This is a genomic window from Sphingomonas albertensis, assembly GCF_014358075.1.
GTDB lineage: Bacteria > Pseudomonadota > Alphaproteobacteria > Sphingomonadales > Sphingomonadaceae > Sphingomonas > Sphingomonas albertensis.
The window spans coordinates 49,582-65,152 of record NZ_JACONT010000006.1 but is presented as its reverse complement, the minus strand read 5'-3'; the positions used below and the strand labels follow the sequence as shown (position 1 = coordinate 65,152).

Below are 15,571 nucleotides of genomic sequence, written 5' to 3'. Positions count from 1 at the left end.
TTCGACCCGACCGACATTCGCCCAGGAGCCGCCCCCATGCGCAACGAAACCCGTCTCAAGTACAACGCCTTCACGCTGCAGATTGGCAAGCTGAACGGCATCGAGGATCCCAGCCGCTCGTTCACGGTCGCGCCCGCCGTCGCCCAGACGCTGCGCGGCAAGATCCAGCAGTCGAGCGCGTTCCTGACGAGCATCAACATCATTCCGGTCGTCGCGCAGGAAGGCGACAAGGTCGGCGTCGGTGTGAAGGGCACGATCGCCAGCCGCACCGATACCCGGATCCACGACCGCCAGCCGCGCTATCCCGGCGATCTCGACGAGACGAACTACCGTTGTGAGAAGACCGACTTCGATACGCTCGTTCGGTACGAGACGCTCGACGCCTGGGCACATCAGCCAAACTTCCAGATCCTGCTGCGCGATGCGATCGTCAAGGCGAAGGCGCTCGACATCATCACGATCGGCTTCAACGGCACGCACGTCGCGGTCGAGACGAACCCGACCACGTATCCGCTGCTGCAGGACGTCAACATCGGCTGGCTCCAGCACATTCGCCTCGATGCGCCTGCCCGCGTGCTGGCCGAGGGCGAACTGAAGCCTGCCACCCGCGTGAACAACGTCGTGACGGTTGCCGGCGCGATTTATGTCGGCGCGGGCGAGGTCGGCAAGGACGTGGACTACGTCAACATCGACGCGCTGATCTATGACGCGATCGAGCTGCTCGACGAGAACTACCGCGACGATACCGACCTGGTCGTGATCGTCGGCCGTGACCTCGTTCACGACAAGTATTTCTCGATCGTCAACGCAGCCGGCGACAAGGCGACCGAAACGCTGGCGCGCGACGTCCTGCTCTCCGACAAGAAGCTGGGCGGCCTGCAGGCGGTCCGGGTGCCGAAGTTCCCCAAGAACGCGCTGCTGATCACCACGCTCGCGAACCTGTCGGTCTACGAGCAGATCGGCACCGAGCGTCGCAAGATCGAGGACAACGCCAAGCGCGACCAGATCGAAAACTACGAGAGCGTCAATCAGGCTTTCGTCGTCGAGGACATGGGCAAGGTCGCGCTCGTCGAGAACATCGTCATGGGCAAGAAGCCGGCCTGATCAGGCTGCCCTGCCCCTACCAGTTAGCCCGCTCTCCACAGGACATGCCATGAGCCTTGCTCGCAAACATCGGGATCGAATCCTTGCATCCCAGATGGCATCTGCTCCCGTCATGGAGAGCGGGTTATCCCAACCTGCGTCGGCGCCAGCGTCCGACGCGGGCACTCCCGCCGAACGCGCAGCCGCATCGATCGCGATGCGGCTGCAGCACGATCTGCGCCGGCTGAAAGAGATCCACTCGATCCAGCGCAAGATTGAAACCAAGCGCGAGCTGTTGCCAGCTTATGCCGACTGGGTTGCCGGGCTGCTCGAGGGCGGGCGGAATGCCGGCATCGGCGTTGCCGAGGACGTCCTGCCGACGATCATGGTCTGGCTGATCGACACCGGCGATTACGTGCGCGCGCTCGAACTCGCTGAACATGTCGTCGCCTATGACGTGCCGCTGCCATCGCGTTACGAACGATCCGCGCCGACGCTGATCGTCGAGGAAATCGCCGACGCCGCCATTCGCGCGCAGACCGCCAAGCAGCCGTTCCCGCTCGACGTGCTGGAGCATGTCGAAGAACTGACAGCCGACGCGGACATGCACGATCAGGTTCGCGCCAAACTGCACAAGGCGATCGGCACGGAACTGGCGCGCGCGGCCGACGCGATGGATCCGACTAAACCGGAATTCGCCGAAGTTGCGCACCGTGCGCTTGCTCCTCTGCGTCGCGCCGTTGCGCTGCACGACCGGGTCGGCGTTGCCGGACAAATCAAACGGCTCGAGCGCGCGCTTGCGCCGCCAAAGCCCACCACGAAATCCGCCGGCACGTCGCCGGCCAAATAAGCTCGCCCCCGGCGCTCGGGGGCGGATCACGCGGGATGGGAGGGCGCTTCGGCGCTGAGGGCCATCGACCGATCCTGATCCCCACCCCCGAAAACACGAAGGATCGCGCCCAATGCTCGTCACAATCGCCATCGTCGCATGAGTGGGTTCGGCTGCGCGCCCCTCATCGTCATCCCGCCGGAGCTGGCCGAAATGCCGGTCACGAACGACGGATGGTTTCCCGACATCGACGCCACGCGGATCCGCGACGAATGGCGCGTGCGCGATGTCGTGACGCCGGACCGACTGAAGCGCGCGATCGTCGGCGCGATCATGACCATCGGCAACCAGCTTGCCGCCTGGCAGGTCGCCCACGTCCTCGCCGGGCACGCGTCGCTTGCCGCTGTTCCATCGCCGAAGATCGACGGCACGAGCCGCCTCGTCCTGCTCTACGCGCGCGCGATCGGCGCCAGCGCCAAGGCCGAGCTGGTCGAAACGTACCGCGATATGGATCTGACCGGCGCGGGGCAGCGGCAGGTTGACGACATGGAACCGTCGATCGTCGAGCTGCGCCGCGATGCGCTCCACGCGGTGCGCGACATGCTCGGCCGGACGCGCCTGCGCGTCGAGCTGATCTGATGGCCGACGTCCTCACCGCGAAACAGGGCGACACGCTCGACGAACTCATCTGGCGCGAACGCGGCCTGGGCGCGGCCGACATTGGCCGCGTGCTCGATCTCAACCGCGGCATTGCCGACGCCGGCGCCGTGCTGCCGCTCGGCGCACAGATCGCGATGCCCACCAGCATGGCGCCCGCCGCGCGCACCCTCCCGCTCATCCAGCTTTGGGACTGACCGTATGAAGGATCTTCTCCACGAATTCGGCGTGTCGCTGCTGGCATTCGCGTTCGGACTGACGCCGGCCGCGCTCGGTGCTGCGGTCAGCCTCGCCTACGAAACCGGCCTGACCTGGTCGCGCCGCTTTCTGCAAATGTCGGTCGGCATCGTCGTCAGCTATTTCGCGACCGGCGTCATCCGCGTGCTGTGGCCGTGGGGCCAGCCCGACCCGTTCGTCATCCAGGCGGTCGGGTTCGTCGTCGGCATGATCGCTTTCAAGGCGACGCCCAAGTTCATCGCCGGCCTCAGCGAGCGTGTCACCGATATCCCCGCGGCCTTTTTCGACCGCTTCTTTCCGCGAAAGGATCGCCTGTGACCGTTGCCCCGCCTGCGCCGAAGCTCGCGCCCCAGCCTGCCAAATCGCCGAATACCAAGGTCCCGGCAAAGACCCTCGCTGGTGTTCTCGGCAGCGTCGGTGCAGCGCTCGCGCTGTTCGTGATGACCCCGGCCGAAGAGAGCGGCCGCAAGGTCACCGCGACCGTCGCGCCGAGCGGCGCGATCACCATCAAGCACGTCTCGGGAAAGCAATATCTGAAGGCGTATCTCGACGCGGTCGGCGTCGCGACCGCCTGCGACGGTATCGCGACGAAGGATATCCGGCTCGGCCAGACCTACACCGAGGCGCAGTGCGCGACGATGCTCGAGCGCGAGCTGATCGTGCACGCTGAGGGCGTCATCAAGTGCATCCCAGGCGTCTACGGGCGCACCAACCAGGCCATCGCGATCGTGTCGCTCGCCTACAATGTCGGCGTTTCGATGGTCTGCAAATCGAGCATCGCCCGGTTCTGGAACGCCGGCCAGTGGCGCGCCGGCTGCGATTTCTTCCCGCGCTACAAGTTTGCCGGCGGACGCGTCCTGCCCGGCCTGGTCGCCCGCCGCGCACGCGAGCGCGCCATCTGCCTGAAGGAGCTTCCGCGATGATCCGCACCCTGTTCACCAAGCTGCGCGGCGACTTCGCGTTCGTCGTCCTCGTAATCGTCGCCGCGGTCGGCGCCTGGCAATATGTCGAGGCTCGCCAGGCGCGCGCCGATCGCGACGATCTCCAGCACGCGGCACAGGTCATATGTGCCGGATCCGGCACCGACTTTGCCGCGGCCGGCAAGACGCCGCGCGGGGAAGCCTGCGCCGCCACGGTCGCCGGCCTCGTCCGGTTCAAGGCCAGCAGCGACCAGCTCGCCGCGGCGACGCTCGCGCAGGCGATGGCCGACCATGACGCCCGACAGAATGAAGACACCCGCGCCGCGCGTGCTGCTGCCGAGGCAGCAAGCTCGGCTGCTCAACGAATGGAGATGGCAGATGCGAAAGCTGAACGGACGAACCTTGTCGATAGCGATTGGTTTCGCGCTGTTAACGGCGTTGCCGGCCTGCGCCCGGCACGCTGACGTACCGCCCGCGGTCGTCTCAACGCCGATCGTCGTGAAAGTGAAGGCCACGCCCCCCGCCGAGCTGCTGCACTGCGCCGATCGCCCCGCGGGGCTCCCTGAGGATCCCGCGCTGATCGCGCAGATCCCGACCGCCATCCGCGCCGGCATCATCCGCCTCGCGCGCGCCTTCGCCGGCAACGCCGATCGCGGCGACCGCCTCGTCAACTGGAATGCGCCGGGCTCGTGCCCGGTCGCCAACGCAAAGTGAAAGGAGCCGCGGTGAAACTCCGTCTACTCGCCCTGCTGGCAGGGCCTGCGCTGCTGGCATCCGTCAGCGCGCACGGCCAGGCCAAGCCGATCTACAACGACCAGAGCATCACCGTGCTGCAGGGCCTCGCCTTCGGCCCGCTGCGTAGCGAAGCGATCCCCGTCGACGACGCACACGGTTTGCCCGTCCGCTGCATGTCGGGCTGTAGCGCCAGTGGCGGCGATGGCACGCCGACCGGCGTGGCCGGCACGCCGAACGCTAAGGTCGTGACGATTCAGGGCATCCCCGGCGCGGCCGCCATTCCCGTTTCCGGCACGCTGAACCCGGTCACCCTCGCGGCGACGTCGACGGCCATTGCCGGCACGTCGTCGGTCGCACAGGTCGTCGGCCCGTTCGTGCCCCAGCTCGGCCGCGCGATCACCGTCGCCCTGTCCGCTGCGGCATGGCCGGGCGGCACGGCGCAGCTGCTGCGCTCGACCGATGGCGGCACGACCAGGCTACCGCTGATGCCGGCCGGCGTCGTTCTAGGCACGTACACCCGCCAGGGCGTCGACCAGCCGTGGCTGGAGACGGAAGCCGGCGCGACCTTCTACCTGTCCCTCCCGAACGCCGGCATCGGCTACCGGGTATCGCAGTGATGCGCGCGATGATGGCGCGCCTGATCGCGTTCTTCCTGCTGCTGACGTTCGCGGCCTCGCCGATCGCCGCGCAGATCGACCCGTCGGCGCGCGGCCTGGCGGTGCAGGCACAGGCTCTGGCCATTGGTCGCGATGCGCGCATCGCTACGGTGATCGCCGATAGCCGCGGTGACGCGGTCTATATCGATCCCGCGCAATACGCGCTGAACATGCGCAGCGCTCTGGTATGGGCAAAGCAGCTGTCCGGGGGGCGGTTCTCGATCGGCCCGACCTTCGGAAAGTCGGGCGATCGTACCGACCAGATGATGGCTCGCATGCCGCAGGCGCTCGCGACGCGCGCAGGCCTCCTTTACATCATCGCCGGGGTGAACGACCTCGCACAGAACTATCCGACCGCGACGACCAGCGGCGCGACCGCAGCGGGGAACATCATCGCGATGGCGGAGATGGGGCGGCTTGCCGGGATCAAGGTCATCCTCGAGGCGGAAGTCGGCGCGAACGGTTTGACCGCCGCGCAGGTCAGCCAGATGAACGAACTCAACATCCGGCTCGCCGACTATGTCGAGGGCACCCCGAACGTCTATCTGAACGATGCGCGATCGGCGGTGATGAACCCGACCGCGGGCGCGACGACCGTGACGTTCAAACCCGGCTTCTCGCTCGACGGGACGCACGAGGTAAGCCGCGGCTCGTATTACCATGCCCTCACGCTGCTGCCGCTGATCAACCAGATCGTTCCGCCCCGCAGCGTCCTGACCCGTACCGGTACCGAACTTCCCGGCAATGGCCGCTGGCAGCTCCTCGCGAACCCGATCTTCGCGACCGCGACGGGCGGCACGCTGAGCGGCACGGCAACCGGAACCGTCCCCTCTGGTTGGACCGCGTTCGGCTCGGCGGGCACGACAGCGACGTTCGGCACGCAGGCCGATCCCGAAGGCGTCGGCAACAACGTCACCGTGACGTGCCAGTGGGTCGCGGCCGGCGATAGCTGCCGGTTGTTTCAGACCGTGGGGTCGGCGAACTGGCTGCCGGGCGACATCGTCCAGGCGGTGACGCAGATTCAGATCACCGCGGCATCGCCATGCCTTGCGGCAACCCGCCTCGAGCTGGTCACGGTCGGGACGCTGAACGGGTCGGCGACGGGCTTCAACTACATGGACGGCTACACCGCCACCACGACCGGCAGTTTGGGCGCTGATCAGCCCTATACGGCCACGTTGATGACGCGGCCCTTCACCGTCCCGGCCTACACCGCGAAGAGCTATATGGCGGCGTACGTCCACCTTGAAGGGTCGTGCGCGGGCACCGCCAGCTTCGTGATCCGGCAGATGCCGATCCGTCGCCGGCTGTCGGCGCCGAACGGCTGAACCTGTCAACGGTAGCGGCCCTCATTCGGCCGCTACCGCCCCCGCATTTCCGCAGGATCCTGAAATGAAAAAGCCCGAAACCCTTCGATCGCTGCTGCTCGCCGCGGTGCCGGGCTTGAAGACCAAGCCCGAGAATTTGGCGATGTTCGTCGACAAGGGGCGGATCGCCGCGCGCGCCGGGGGCACGCTGTCGCTCGAATACCGCTACACGCTCAACATCGTCGTGCAGGATTACGCCGGCGCCGTGAACGATATTATGATCCCGATCCTCGCATGGATCGCCGACCAGCAGCCGGACCTGTTGCAGGGGAATGATCCCGAGCCGTTCGGTTTCGAGTCCGAGCTGCTCGACGCCGACACCGCCGACGTCTCGATCACGATCGAACTGAGCGAGGCGGTCCGCGTCACGGCGAAGGATGGCGGCGGCTATGACGCGACGCACCTTGCCGAACTCCACGACGGCGGCGGGTTCGATGGCGTGTGCTGCGTGAACCTGTGGCAACTGTTCCTGCGCGATGACCTGGTCGCGCAGACCAGCGATCCTGCATTCGTGTCAACGGCATGACCGACGATCTTGCCCAGATCGAGCAGCTTGCGGGCGCGCTTCTTCGCAAGGTCGATGCGGGCGAGCGCCGGAAGGTCCTCCACCTCATGGTGCGCTCGCTACAGCGCAGCCAAGCGGCCCGTATCGCACGCCAGCAGGATCCGGACGGCCAGCCTTATGCCGCTCGAAAACCCCAACCCGCAGGGCGGCTGCGGCGTAAGGGGACGATCAAGCGACAGGCGATGTTCCGCAAGCTGCGCAACGCGTCGAACCTCAAGGCAGGCGCGACCGACACCGAGGCATGGGTCGGCTTCAGCGGCCGAGCTGCGCAGATCGCGCGCGTTCACCAGGAGGGACTTAATGATGTTCCCTCGAAGGGGCGAAAGCCTGTACGCTATGCGCGCCGTGTATTGCTTGGGGACACCGAACCGGAACGGCAGGCGCTACTCGACATCGCGCTCGACCATTTCAATGTGCCAGGATTTTGACGCCAACACCGGATGGCGGACGTTGATAAAGCGAGGTAATTAACGCCAACGTATTGAGCGAACCGATGGCCCGCCGAACTAGAACGCTAGAATGTGGGGCGTGGACGCACCTCCGGGAATGCGACCTCTGCAGCGAATATGCCGGTTCGCGCTGCCCGCAAGCTTCTACGTTACCGAACGCACGCTCTTTTCCGCAGTGCGCTGATCATCATGCTGGCCATGCAACGTGATTTGCGAGTTTATCACCGCTGACATCGCCGCGTTCATTTCGTCAACGCCTTGCGCAGATAAAGAGGGCGTTGGATTGTCAGCCGTCTCATCATTGATCGAAACAGTTCCGGCGTATTCGAGCACCTTGAGCCAGCGAAGAGCTACCGATCGCGAAACGTTGGTGCGTTCCGATAACTGACTAAGAGATAGATACTGATCGCCTGAACTCGCAACAAAGAGCTGCAGCAGAATTCCCAATGCAGGATCGTGTAATATTTCGGATGGTAAGGGACCGTGTAGCGCGTTACGTGCTGCTATCATGCTTACTGCACAAGATAATCGCTCAGCGTCGCCGATCGCATCGGGAGCCGTCCAAATTTTTGCTACGCCTTGACCCATCGCCGGGGTTCCTCGTTATGCAAGCCGTTCTATGAACCCGACTTTATAGAATCGATGACTATGCTGCTTTTATGGACAGTCTTTTATGTTAGCGCTAGTGCTGGCAGAAATTGTAAAAATCTGACGGCCAATGGCCTGGTGGGCATTGGTTAAAACGGTTGCGTCTGCCATTGGATGTATACTGGATATATTGATCTCGAGCTAGGCTGGCTGATGCGTAATGACCCCGACCCGATCGCCAAGCTGACGTACATCGCCGGAATGGTGCAACAGGCGCTGGCCCTTGCTGACGAACAAGGGGAGTTCATGATTGCCGCGAAGCTAGACGAGAGCCTGCACTGCGTTCGGGAACGGATCGACGCTATAAAGGGCAAGAAGCCTTGAAGGGATTTTGAGCGTGGCGTCGCGGCACTGCAATTCCGCGACGCTAGGATGAGTCAAAGCGGAGGGCGAACAGCCGTCCTCCGCCAATGTGAGGTATGAGGGTGAAACGCGATCTCACTCGCTAATGTGAAGATACCTCGCGTTGAATCCAGCCTCGTCTTTAAGGCGATTCCAATTCGGAAGCCCAATCCCTCGTTTATTCATGGTAATAAGACCATCCTGAGCCAATGACTTTAAAGTGCGACTCACATGGACAGCCGAGAGGCCGACCGCATCACCAATCTGCTCTTGAGTCATAGGTAGGTCGTAAGACTGGCCGGGACCAATACCCAAGGTATCAAGTTTGACTGCAAATTCACATAGTAAATGAGAAACGCGTCCACGAGCGTCCCGTCTTCCAAGATTTAGCATCCACTCCCTGTATGAGGATGCCTCTACTAAACTAATTGTAAAAAATGCCGCACTAATCGCGGAATTATCTATCAACAATTCCTGCAAATCTTTAACCGGTATCGTTACCGCAGTGCAACTTGTGACTGCCTGTACATTGTAGTCCGATAGGCCAATGTGGATATTATTAAGATTAATTATATCGCCCGGCATGTGGATTGAAACGATTTGGCGACCACCATGCCTAGTTATTTTATGCCTAAAGGCAAAACCCGAAATTAGAACTATGCAACGAACCGCGATGTCGCCATCACGAATGATGTAACTTCCGGGGTCATAAGATGCTATAGAATGTGGCAATGAAATTAGGGCAGCGCGATCACCGTCAAGTAACGAAGATCGCATTGCTAGCTTTTCTATCATTTTCTCGAGCGGAGCAGCGGCATTATACGGCAACTCATTTCTCCTGCAAAAAAATGCAGAGCAAAATTGCGCGCACTTTACGCGACGCTGAAATATAAGCCGCAGTTCGGATATAGTGCTTAAAATACTATAAACAAATGCGATGTTTAAAATTGAATTATAATCCAATCATAATAGACACTTGTGCAGAATGGCGGGATTAATTTATCGATTTACGGCGATCTCAAGATAATATCCTGTACGCATTAGGAATGCGGTTTCCGTTTCTGGCTTCTTTTCAAACTACGGTTGTTGGCGTCCATCTCGAAGCCGCTGTTCCGCGGCGCCGAAGGCGCGACACAAACGCGAGTGTGAAAAGCTATCTCACACCCCAGCATGATGGCGCTGCCCTGACCTAACCGACGACATGGCCCGATGGCCGAGCCGTCCACCTTCACCGCTGTCGATCTGTCCCGCCTGCCGGCGCCGACGATCGTCGAGACCCTCGATTTCGACACGATCTACGGTCAGATGCTGGCGCAACTCGTCGCGCTGCTCCCCGACTTCGATGCTACCGTCGAATCCGATCCCGCCGTCAAACTGCTGCAGGTCGCAGCTTACCGTGAGATGCTGCTGCGCGCCCGCGTGAACGACGCCGCCCGCGCCGTCATGCCTGCCTATGCGATTGGCGCGGATCTCGACAACCTTGCCGCCCTCATGGGCGTGGTTCGCCTGGTCATCACGCCGGCTGATGCACAGACCGGCGCCGCTGCGGTCCTCGAAAGCGACGAGGACTTCCGGCGACGCCTGGTCCTCGCACCAGAGGGCTATTCGGTTGCCGGCCCCGAGGGCGCGTACATCTTCCACGCACTGTCGGCATCGCCGGACGTTCTCGACGCCAGCGCGACCAGCCCGACGACCGGCGAGGTCCGCGTCACCGTCCTCGCGCGCGCCGGCACTGGCGTCGCATCGGCAGCGCTGCTCGCCGCCGTTCTCGCTTATGTCTCGGCCGAAACCCGCCGCCCGCTGACAGACTACGTGACGATCCAGTCGGCGCAGATCGTGCCATACGCGGTCGCCGCCTCGATCACGACGTTCGCCGGTCCTGATGGCTCGATCGTCATCGCGGAGGCGCGTGCGCGTCTCTCCGCCTACATTGCCAACTCACACCGCCTCGGCCGCGACATCACCCGGTCGGGGATCTTCGCCGCGCTCCACGTCGAGGGCGTGCAGAATGTCGTCCTCACCAGTCCCGCGTCGGACGTCGTTCTCGATCGCACGCAGGCCGGCTGGTGCACCGCGTCCAACGTCGTCCACGCCGGGCTCGGCGAGTGACGCTGCTCCCGCCCAACGCTACCGCGCTCGAGCGCGCGGTCGAGGCCAGCATGGCGCGCCTCGCGGACGTGCCAGTGCCGCTGCGCTCGCTCTGGAACCCCGATACGTGCCCGGTCGACCTGTTGCCCTACCTCGCATGGGCGCTGTCGCTGGACAGCTGGTCGAGCGCTTGGCCGGAAACGATCAAGCGCGCACGCGTGCGCCAGGCGCTGGCGATCCAGCGCCGCAAGGGCACGGCATCGTCCGTCCGCGACGTCGTCGCCTCGTTCGGTGGATCGGTTGCTCTGCGCGAATGGTGGCAGATGGCGCCGCCCGGTGATCCGCACACCTTCAACCTCCTGCTGAACATCACCGACGACGCCGGCGCGCCCGTCGATGCCGCGTTCGTCGATGCCGTCATCGCCGAGGTCTACCGCACCAAGCCGGTCCGCTCGCACTTCACCTTCAGCCAGGCGCTCAACGCCACCGCCGGCTTCGTGCCGGTCGGCGCCGCGCGCCCCGCTGTTTTTACCCGCCTCACCATGACCGCCCCCGCGGCCTGACCCGGAGAGACCATGTCGCTCGTCTTACGCATCACCGACGCCGGCCGCGCCGCCCTCGTCAACGCCGCCCGCGACGGCACCAACGCCGTCCGGATCGCGAGCGTCGGCGTATCCCCGACCGCGATCGTCGCTGCGGCGAATACCGCTGCGCTGCCCGGCGAGGTAAAGCGCATCGCGACGATCTCGGGCGCAGGTGTCGCGGCCGACGTCATCCACCTGGTCGTGCGCGACGAGACCGCCGACACCTACACGGTCCGCAGCCTTGCGCTCTACCTGACCGATGGCACGCTGTTCGGCGCCTATGGGCAGGCCGCGCCGATCATCGAGAAGTCGGCCGGCGCGCTGCTGCTGCTCGCGATCGACGCCACGCTGCTCGACGTCGCCGCCAGCCAGATCACGTTCGGCAACGCCAACTTCCTCAATCCACCTGCCACTACGGCGACCCCCGGCGTGGTCGAGCTGGCGACCGATGCCGAAGCCACCGCGCTGGCCGACGCGGTCCGCGCGCTCACCCCGAAGAACATGGCGGCGATCTTCACCGCGGCGAACGTCCTGTCGCGCCTGCTCTCGGTCGATGGCGCAGGTTCGGGCCTCGACGCGGATCTGCTCGATGGCCGCCAGGGCGCGGAGTTCGCCCTGTGGTCCGGTGGCAACTTTACGGGGCCGGTCGGCATCCGTCATGCCGGACTGGCCGCGGGCCTGCGCATATCGGACGGCACGAACGGTTACGGCTTCCTGCAGTTCGGCGAAGCGTCCGATGCCAACGTATCGCTCAACTGGTACATGGGTTCGTCCGCCGACAACGCGCTGAGCATCTACCAGGGCCAGTTCGGTGCGGGCGCGCTGCGCCTCCGCATCACGCAGACGACGGTCGCGTTTAACGGATCGCTGATGTGGAACGCCGCGAACGATGGCGCGGGATCCGGCCTCGACGCGGATCTGCTCGATGGCCAGCAAGGTGCCTGGTACACCGACATCGTTGCCCGGCTGGGATACACGCCGGTCAACGTCACAACCTTTACCGGCGCCAACATCATATCGCGGCTCTTGACGGTCGATGGCGCCGGGTCAGGGCTCGATGCCGATCTGCTCGACGGTCGCCAGGGTGCCGAGTTCGCGCTGCTCGCAGGCGCGGCTTTCACCGGGGCGGTTTCGGCACCTACGGGGACGATCGGCAGCGTCACCGGTGACGCCAACGCCAATCTGCTTGTCGGCGTCACCACCGGCAGCGCGCATATCCTCGCCAAGGGCGGTGCGGAGAACGCGCAACATACGGGCTTCCTCGGACCGAACGGCTATGTCGCGACCTTCAACATCGCGAATGCATCGGGGCAGAGTTCGGCTGCGTCGGCCTTCTACCTGTCGAAGAACAGCAGCACGGGACGGTCGATCAACGCGGCCGGTACGATCAACGCCAGCGGCGCCGACTATGCCGAGTATATGCAGAAGGCAGACGGCTGCGGCCCGATCGCGGCCGGCGACGTGTGCGGCGTCGATATCAACGGCGAGCTGGTGACGCGCTGGGCGGATGCCCGGAGCTTCGTCGTGAAGTCGGACCAGCCGGGGTTCGTCGGCAACGACACCTACGGGGCGCACCTGGGCGAACGACCGATCGAGCCTACCGACGAAACCGCTGACGATTGGGACACCGCGCACGCCGCGTACGTGGCGGATCTAGCGACGTTTGAAGACGCCCTCGAGGCGGCCCGCGCCAATGTCGACCGGATCGCCTTTTGCGGCCAGGTCCCGGTGGCGGTCAGCGGCGCGTTCGCTGTCGGAGATTACATCGTCGCCGCCCCGGACGGCGACGGAATCACGGCGGTCGCCATCGATGCCGCGACGATCGGCTTCGACCAGTACCGGGCGCGCATCGGCAAGGTCTGGGCGGTGCGCGACGGCCGCGCATGGGTCGACGTCCAGCACGGCTGACGCCCGCATTCACATCCACCAACCGGAAGGACCATACGCAATGAAGATCACCATCGGCGACCACGATCCGACGACGCGCACCGTCGCCGCCACCTTCACCAGCGGCGACGTCGTGCACGAGCGCAGCGTCAACGCCTGCTACGACGCGAGCGGCGACTACGATGCAATCGCCACCGCGGAACGTGTCGAAGAAGTCGGCCGCGGCGTCGCGGTGAAGATCGGCCTCGGCGTGATCGCCAACGCTCCCGACCCCGAGCCGAACCCCGCCTGATCCCTTCGGGTGTGGGATCGCATTCCACACCCGCACGACCGCGCACGAGCCGGATCGCCGCGCCAATGTCCCGCGTCATGAACGCGCTCCCTGATCCTCGCCGCATTATCGGCAACATCGTCCGCATCGGCACGATCGAATCCGTCGATCTTGCCGATGCGACGTGCCGCGTACGCGTCGGCGAGATCGTGACCGGTGACGTCTGCTGGATCGTCCAGCGCGCCGGCAACACGCGGATCTGGTCGCCGCCCACGATCGGCGAGCAATGCCTCCTGATCTGCCCCGAAGGCGATACCGATGGCGGCGTCGCGATCCTCGGCCTGTTCTCCGATGCGATGCCCGCCCCGTCGAGCGACGACATCGACCTGATCCGCTTCGGCGACGGCGCGATCCTCTCCTATGACGCGACCGCGCACCTGCTCGTCGCGCAGCTCCCCGCGGGCGGCAAGGTGCAGATCGATGCGCCGGGCGGCGTTACCATCACCGGTCCGGTTTCGATCACCGGTGCCGTCACGATCACCGGCGACGTCGATATCGCGGGCAAGGCGACCGCCAGCGACGACGTCGTCGGCGGGGGCAAGAGTCTCAAGAGCCACAAGCATCTCGGCGTCACCGCCGGTGGCGGCGTGTCGGGGTTGCCGCAGTGAACGGCATGAACGCCAGAACCGGCGCGCCGCTCGATGGCGTCGACCATCTCACCCAGTCGATCGCCGATATCCTGTCGACGCCGATCGGCTCGCGCATCGCTCGGCGTGATTACGGCTCGCTGCTGCCCGACCTTATCGATCAGGCGATGAACCCCGCCGGCCGCATGCGCCTGCTCGCCGCGACCGCGCTCGCGCTGCTGCGCTGGGAACCGCGCATCACGCTGACCAACGTCGCGCTGGGGCAGATCGGCCCAGCCAGCTTCGCGCTCATCCTCGACGGCAAGCGCACCGATGTCCCGGCGCTCGCCGCCCGCACCCGTCTCTCCATCCCGCTTGCCGGCGCGCTGCCCGCATAGTCCTGAAAGGATCTGTTTCGATGGCCTACCAGCACGGAATCACCGTCACCGAAGTTACCGCGGGCGCCCGCACGCTCGTCGACGTCGCCACCGCCGTCATCGGCCTGGTCGCAACCGCGACCGCGCCCGCGGGTGCCGCGACCGCCGCGCTCGATGCGGCGTTCCCGCTCAACCGGCCGGCGCTGGTGACCGACATTGCGGCCGCGATCGGCGTCGCCGGCACGACCGGCACGCTGCGTCTCGCGCTGCAGGCGATCGCCGACCAGGCGCGCGCACCCGTCGTCGTCGTTCGCGTCGCTGCAGGGGCAGATGCTGCCGCCACCAACACCGCCGTGATCGGCGGGACGGTCAACGGGCTAAAGACCGGCATGCAGGCGCTGCTCGCAGCCGAAGCGCAGCTCGGGATCAAACCGCGGATCCTCGGCTGCCCTGGCCTGGACACGCAGGCGGTCACTACCGCACTCGTCGTCGTCGCGCAGAAGCTGCGCGGCATGGCCTATGCTTCCGCGATCGGCGCCGACATCGCTGCCGCGACGGCCTACCGGGGAAGCTTCAGCGCACGCGAGCTGATGCTGATCTGCCCCGACTTCATCGCCTTCGACACCGTCGCGAGCGCCAACGCCACCAGCTTTGCGGTTGCCCGCGCACTCGGCATGCGCGCCCGCATCGATTCCGACGAGGGCTGGCACAAGACGCTGTCGAATGTCCCCGTCGTCGGCGTCGTCGGCCTGACCAAGGACATCCAGTTCGACGTGCAGGATCCGAACTGCGAGGCGAACCTGCTCAACGCGCAGCAGGTAACGGCGCTGATCCGCAGCGGCGGGGGCTTTCGGTTCTGGGGCTCGCGCACGACGATCGACCCGACCTCGCCGTTCACTTTCGAGTCCGCGACCCGCACCGCGCAGGTCCTCATGGATACGATCGCGGGCGGCATGACGTGGGCGATCGACAAGCCGCTGCGCCCAAGTCTGGTGAAGGACATCGTCGAGACGATCAACGGCACGCTGCGCGGGATGAAGACCTCCGGCCAGATCATCGACGGCAACGCGTGGTTCGACGCGGCCAAGAACACCGCGGCGACGCTCAAGACCGGCAAGGTGACGATCGATTACGATTACACGCCGGTCCCGCCGCTCGAAAACCTGATGCTCAACCAGCGCATCACCGACAGCTATCTCGCCGACTTCTCCGTCGCCTGATCGCCCCCGCTCACCCGACCCGAAATCTAG

At 64.9% G+C, this 15,571-nt stretch carries 22 protein-coding genes; 20 read left to right on the top strand and 2 right to left on the bottom strand.

The features are described 5' to 3' along the window. The first annotated feature begins 36 nt into the window (after positions 1-36). The 12 genes from H8S47_RS04580 to H8S47_RS04525 all read left to right on the top strand — a co-directional run bounded on the left by H8S47_RS04580 (position 37) and on the right by H8S47_RS04525 (position 7,477). Complete coding sequence (locus tag H8S47_RS04580; protein ID WP_187502738.1) at positions 37-1,104, top strand: phage major capsid protein, P2 family; 1,068 nt, start codon at positions 37-39, stop codon at positions 1,102-1,104. 94 nt (positions 1,105-1,198) lie between these two features. After that, positions 1,199-1,933 carry a phage terminase small subunit gene (gene gpM / locus H8S47_RS04575; RefSeq protein ID WP_235982600.1) on the top strand — a complete coding sequence of 245 codons (735 nt, stop codon included), beginning with the start codon at positions 1,199-1,201 and terminating at the stop codon, positions 1,931-1,933. Between the two features lie 138 nt (positions 1,934-2,071). Then, on the top strand, positions 2,072-2,551 hold the full coding sequence (locus H8S47_RS04570; RefSeq protein ID WP_187502736.1) for a head completion/stabilization protein: 480 nt from the start codon (positions 2,072-2,074) through the stop codon (positions 2,549-2,551). Continuing rightward, complete coding sequence (locus tag H8S47_RS04565) at positions 2,551-2,766, top strand: tail protein X (protein WP_187502735.1); 216 nt, start codon at positions 2,551-2,553, stop codon at positions 2,764-2,766. The genes H8S47_RS04570 and H8S47_RS04565 overlap by 1 nt, the downstream gene beginning before the upstream one ends. 4 nt (positions 2,767-2,770) lie before the next feature. After that, the gene (locus tag H8S47_RS04560) at positions 2,771-3,124 is read left to right on the top strand and encodes a hypothetical protein (protein ID WP_187502734.1); all 354 of its coding nucleotides are present in this window, start codon (positions 2,771-2,773) and stop codon (positions 3,122-3,124) included. Further along, complete coding sequence (locus H8S47_RS04555) at positions 3,121-3,729, top strand: lysozyme (RefSeq protein WP_214654933.1); 609 nt, start codon at positions 3,121-3,123, stop codon at positions 3,727-3,729. The genes H8S47_RS04560 and H8S47_RS04555 overlap by 4 nt, the downstream gene beginning before the upstream one ends. Continuing rightward, on the top strand, positions 3,726-4,190 hold the full coding sequence (locus H8S47_RS04550; RefSeq protein ID WP_187502733.1) for a hypothetical protein: 465 nt from the start codon (positions 3,726-3,728) through the stop codon (positions 4,188-4,190). The genes H8S47_RS04555 and H8S47_RS04550 overlap by 4 nt, the downstream gene beginning before the upstream one ends. 40 nt (positions 4,191-4,230) lie before the next feature. After that, complete coding sequence (locus tag H8S47_RS04545) at positions 4,231-4,440, top strand: hypothetical protein (RefSeq protein WP_328805423.1); 210 nt, start codon at positions 4,231-4,233, stop codon at positions 4,438-4,440. A gap of 11 nt (positions 4,441-4,451) precedes the next feature. Then, positions 4,452-5,078: a hypothetical protein gene (locus H8S47_RS04540; RefSeq protein ID WP_187502731.1), complete on the top strand. Its 627-nt coding sequence runs from the start codon at positions 4,452-4,454 to the stop codon at positions 5,076-5,078. After that, positions 5,078-6,445, top strand: a complete 1,368-nt coding sequence (locus tag H8S47_RS04535) for an SGNH/GDSL hydrolase family protein (RefSeq protein WP_187502730.1) — start codon at positions 5,078-5,080, stop codon at positions 6,443-6,445. The genes H8S47_RS04540 and H8S47_RS04535 overlap by 1 nt, the downstream gene beginning before the upstream one ends. Before the next feature lie 64 nt (positions 6,446-6,509). After that, complete coding sequence (locus H8S47_RS04530; RefSeq protein ID WP_187502729.1) at positions 6,510-7,010, top strand: phage tail protein; 501 nt, start codon at positions 6,510-6,512, stop codon at positions 7,008-7,010. Next, a complete protein-coding gene (locus tag H8S47_RS04525; protein ID WP_187502728.1) occupies positions 7,007-7,477 on the top strand; it encodes a phage virion morphogenesis protein in 471 nt (156 codons plus the stop codon). The genes H8S47_RS04530 and H8S47_RS04525 overlap by 4 nt, the downstream gene beginning before the upstream one ends. A gap of 165 nt (positions 7,478-7,642) precedes the next feature. Here the strand turns inward: H8S47_RS04525 and H8S47_RS04520 are convergent, their stop codons facing one another. Further along, on the bottom strand, positions 7,643-8,008 hold the full coding sequence (locus H8S47_RS04520; RefSeq protein ID WP_187502727.1) for a helix-turn-helix domain-containing protein: 366 nt from the start codon (positions 8,006-8,008) through the stop codon (positions 7,643-7,645). Positions 8,009-8,299: 291 nt separating this feature from the next. Between H8S47_RS04520 and H8S47_RS04515 the strand changes: the two genes are divergently transcribed. Further along, complete coding sequence (locus H8S47_RS04515) at positions 8,300-8,470, top strand: hypothetical protein (RefSeq protein WP_187502726.1); 171 nt, start codon at positions 8,300-8,302, stop codon at positions 8,468-8,470. A 114-nt stretch (positions 8,471-8,584) separates the two neighbouring features. Here H8S47_RS04515 and H8S47_RS04510 read toward each other — a convergent pair whose 3' ends face one another. Further along, positions 8,585-9,316: a Crp/Fnr family transcriptional regulator gene (locus H8S47_RS04510; protein ID WP_187502725.1), complete on the bottom strand. Its 732-nt coding sequence runs from the start codon at positions 9,314-9,316 to the stop codon at positions 8,585-8,587. Between the two features lie 381 nt (positions 9,317-9,697). Between H8S47_RS04510 and H8S47_RS04505 the strand changes: the two genes are divergently transcribed. The 7 genes from H8S47_RS04505 to H8S47_RS04475 all read left to right on the top strand — a co-directional run bounded on the left by H8S47_RS04505 (position 9,698) and on the right by H8S47_RS04475 (position 15,541). Then, entirely contained in the window at positions 9,698-10,597 is a 900-nt protein-coding gene (locus tag H8S47_RS04505; RefSeq protein WP_187502724.1) for a baseplate assembly protein, read from the top strand. Beyond that, positions 10,594-11,139, top strand: coding sequence for a phage tail protein I (locus H8S47_RS04500; RefSeq protein ID WP_328805422.1), 546 nt, complete (start codon positions 10,594-10,596; stop codon positions 11,137-11,139). Before H8S47_RS04505 ends, H8S47_RS04500 begins: the two co-directional genes overlap by 4 nt. Before the next feature lie 12 nt (positions 11,140-11,151). Next, positions 11,152-13,068 carry a hypothetical protein gene (locus H8S47_RS04495; protein WP_187502723.1) on the top strand — a complete coding sequence of 639 codons (1,917 nt, stop codon included), beginning with the start codon at positions 11,152-11,154 and terminating at the stop codon, positions 13,066-13,068. Positions 13,069-13,108: 40 nt separating this feature from the next. Beyond that, positions 13,109-13,339 carry a hypothetical protein gene (locus tag H8S47_RS04490; protein ID WP_187502722.1) on the top strand — a complete coding sequence of 77 codons (231 nt, stop codon included), beginning with the start codon at positions 13,109-13,111 and terminating at the stop codon, positions 13,337-13,339. A 77-nt stretch (positions 13,340-13,416) separates the two neighbouring features. Beyond that, the gene (locus H8S47_RS04485) at positions 13,417-13,986 is read left to right on the top strand and encodes a phage baseplate assembly protein V (RefSeq protein ID WP_187502721.1); all 570 of its coding nucleotides are present in this window, start codon (positions 13,417-13,419) and stop codon (positions 13,984-13,986) included. A gap of 5 nt (positions 13,987-13,991) precedes the next feature. Beyond that, on the top strand, positions 13,992-14,342 hold the full coding sequence (locus tag H8S47_RS04480) for a GPW/gp25 family protein (RefSeq protein ID WP_214654932.1): 351 nt from the start codon (positions 13,992-13,994) through the stop codon (positions 14,340-14,342). 20 nt (positions 14,343-14,362) lie between these two features. Then, positions 14,363-15,541, top strand: coding sequence for a phage tail sheath subtilisin-like domain-containing protein (locus H8S47_RS04475; protein ID WP_187502719.1), 1,179 nt, complete (start codon positions 14,363-14,365; stop codon positions 15,539-15,541). The last annotated feature ends 30 nt before the right edge of the window (positions 15,542-15,571 follow it).

Excerpts from the sequence above, each read along its gene's own strand:
- gpM (WP_235982600.1), top strand. The coding sequence starts at position 1,199 with ATGGCATCTGCTCCCGTCATGGAGAGCGGGTTATCCCAACCTGCGTCG.
- H8S47_RS04530 (WP_187502729.1), top strand. The coding sequence starts at position 6,510 with ATGAAAAAGCCCGAAACCCTTCGATCGCTGCTGCTCGCCGCGGTGCCG.
- H8S47_RS04495 (WP_187502723.1), top strand. The coding sequence starts at position 11,152 with ATGTCGCTCGTCTTACGCATCACCGACGCCGGCCGCGCCGCCCTCGTC.
- H8S47_RS04475 (WP_187502719.1), top strand. The coding sequence starts at position 14,363 with ATGGCCTACCAGCACGGAATCACCGTCACCGAAGTTACCGCGGGCGCC.
- H8S47_RS04570 (WP_187502736.1), top strand. The coding sequence starts at position 2,072 with ATGAGTGGGTTCGGCTGCGCGCCCCTCATCGTCATCCCGCCGGAGCTG.
- H8S47_RS04490 (WP_187502722.1), top strand. The coding sequence starts at position 13,109 with ATGAAGATCACCATCGGCGACCACGATCCGACGACGCGCACCGTCGCC.
- H8S47_RS04535 (WP_187502730.1), top strand. The coding sequence starts at position 5,078 with ATGCGCGCGATGATGGCGCGCCTGATCGCGTTCTTCCTGCTGCTGACG.
- H8S47_RS04485 (WP_187502721.1), top strand. The coding sequence starts at position 13,417 with ATGAACGCGCTCCCTGATCCTCGCCGCATTATCGGCAACATCGTCCGC.
- H8S47_RS04515 (WP_187502726.1), top strand. The coding sequence starts at position 8,300 with ATGCGTAATGACCCCGACCCGATCGCCAAGCTGACGTACATCGCCGGA.
- H8S47_RS04505 (WP_187502724.1), top strand. The coding sequence starts at position 9,698 with ATGGCCGAGCCGTCCACCTTCACCGCTGTCGATCTGTCCCGCCTGCCG.
- H8S47_RS04525 (WP_187502728.1), top strand. The coding sequence starts at position 7,007 with ATGACCGACGATCTTGCCCAGATCGAGCAGCTTGCGGGCGCGCTTCTT.
- H8S47_RS04565 (WP_187502735.1), top strand. The coding sequence starts at position 2,551 with ATGGCCGACGTCCTCACCGCGAAACAGGGCGACACGCTCGACGAACTC.
- H8S47_RS04480 (WP_214654932.1), top strand. The coding sequence starts at position 13,992 with ATGAACGCCAGAACCGGCGCGCCGCTCGATGGCGTCGACCATCTCACC.
- H8S47_RS04580 (WP_187502738.1), top strand. The coding sequence starts at position 37 with ATGCGCAACGAAACCCGTCTCAAGTACAACGCCTTCACGCTGCAGATT.
- H8S47_RS04520 (WP_187502727.1), bottom strand. The coding sequence starts at position 8,008 with ATGATAGCAGCACGTAACGCGCTACACGGTCCCTTACCATCCGAAATA.
- H8S47_RS04550 (WP_187502733.1), top strand. The coding sequence starts at position 3,726 with ATGATCCGCACCCTGTTCACCAAGCTGCGCGGCGACTTCGCGTTCGTC.
- H8S47_RS04560 (WP_187502734.1), top strand. The coding sequence starts at position 2,771 with ATGAAGGATCTTCTCCACGAATTCGGCGTGTCGCTGCTGGCATTCGCG.